A 1,341-nucleotide genomic window follows, 5' to 3' on the forward strand; every position below is an offset into this window, starting at 1 on the left:
TTTATCCATTCAGAGTGAGAGAAAGGGGGACATTGTCTCTCTTTCCTCTCTGAAAAATAAATGTTTTTATTGCTTATTATCCGCACCCAAAAAGTTGCATTTATAAGTTGAACTCAAGAGAGTTATTTGACAGCATACAACGCAAAACGCTGAAATTCGCACAGTTGCCAAATCGTTACCTCTATTTCTCAAATAATTCGCTAATAGTTTATTTCTCAATCGGTTAAGTCAAACCGATAAAAATCTAAAATAAAATACTGTCATCCAGGAAACGGAACCCAATGTTAGTCCCTTTTAGCAAAAGAGTTAGTGCTTTGTTTACATCTGTGTCTTTTACCTCCAATGACACTTTCCTACTCGTATCCACAAATTCTTTGCTATAGGCTACATTCATCAATGCCTTCTCTGCTATCTGACTGATAGCCTCTTTAAGAGGAAGCTCTTTGATACTAACCGATATTTTTTGCTGTTGTGCATAAACAAAAGCAGTGACAAATATGCACATTAGGGTTACAATACACCTTCTGCCGGTGGATGAAAAAGGAGAATCTTTTTCCATAATATTAGTCTTTAAAGTTAATAGTTCAATATCTATTAGCTAATACACAAGAGGTATTAAAAAGTATTACGGCAAATAAGTTAATGAATATTAATTCGGGAAATATAGGAGAACTTGCCGGAAATCAATCCATACTTGATAAAAAAGAAAGAAAACACTTCAAAGGTATCGTTTTTAAAAGAAAATATAAAGGGGGGATATCGTATTTTCTCATTTAATGCATAAATTAGTGTCTTTACCTGAAAAAGAATGAGCAACATCCACCTCACATATGAGTGATTCCACCAGAACTCGGCTCAGTCTGAAAATTTTAGGGATTTGATTCAGGGCAATCACACCCTTAAAAATAGACTCATTCCCGGTGCAAAAATGAGCTAAATAATCATTTATTTTTAGACATAAGAACAAAAGAACATAAATGCTGCGCTTTGAAGCTTATTTCTGTTGCTTGTTGAACTGCTATTTTATTTTTTGTTCTTATGTTCTTCTGTCTGTATTAAATTCTCATTTAACTAAAAACCGTGCAGTTTAGAACTAATTGTGTTGAAAATTACCAAAGTCCCAATAAAGTTTAGTTCTCCACCTTCACATCCTTCACGGATGGTAATCATCTGTTTGATAGGTGTTTTCTGTGAACAAATAAAGAAAAGTCTTTTCTTTACGCGTAAGCGTCTCCGCGATTCTATATAGTGTATTAAAATAAAAAGGCTAATGATCCCTTTTTAGTCATTAGCCTTTTCCCATCTGTCAGGAAGCAGTTCCCTGTATTTTTCAATTGGTGT

Annotated in this window: 1 pseudogene; it reads right to left on the reverse strand. The window is 34.0% G+C overall.

The features are described from left to right. Positions 1–247: 247 nt before the first annotated feature. Positions 248–559 (reverse strand): annotated as a pseudogene (locus N5O98_RS27165) (STN domain-containing protein); the annotation flags it as partial. Between the last annotated feature and the right edge of the window lie 782 nt (positions 560–1,341).

This window comes from Bacteroides sp. LFL-34, from assembly GCF_027257075.1.
Classification (GTDB): Bacteria; Bacteroidota; Bacteroidia; order Bacteroidales; family Bacteroidaceae; genus Bacteroides; species Bacteroides ovatus.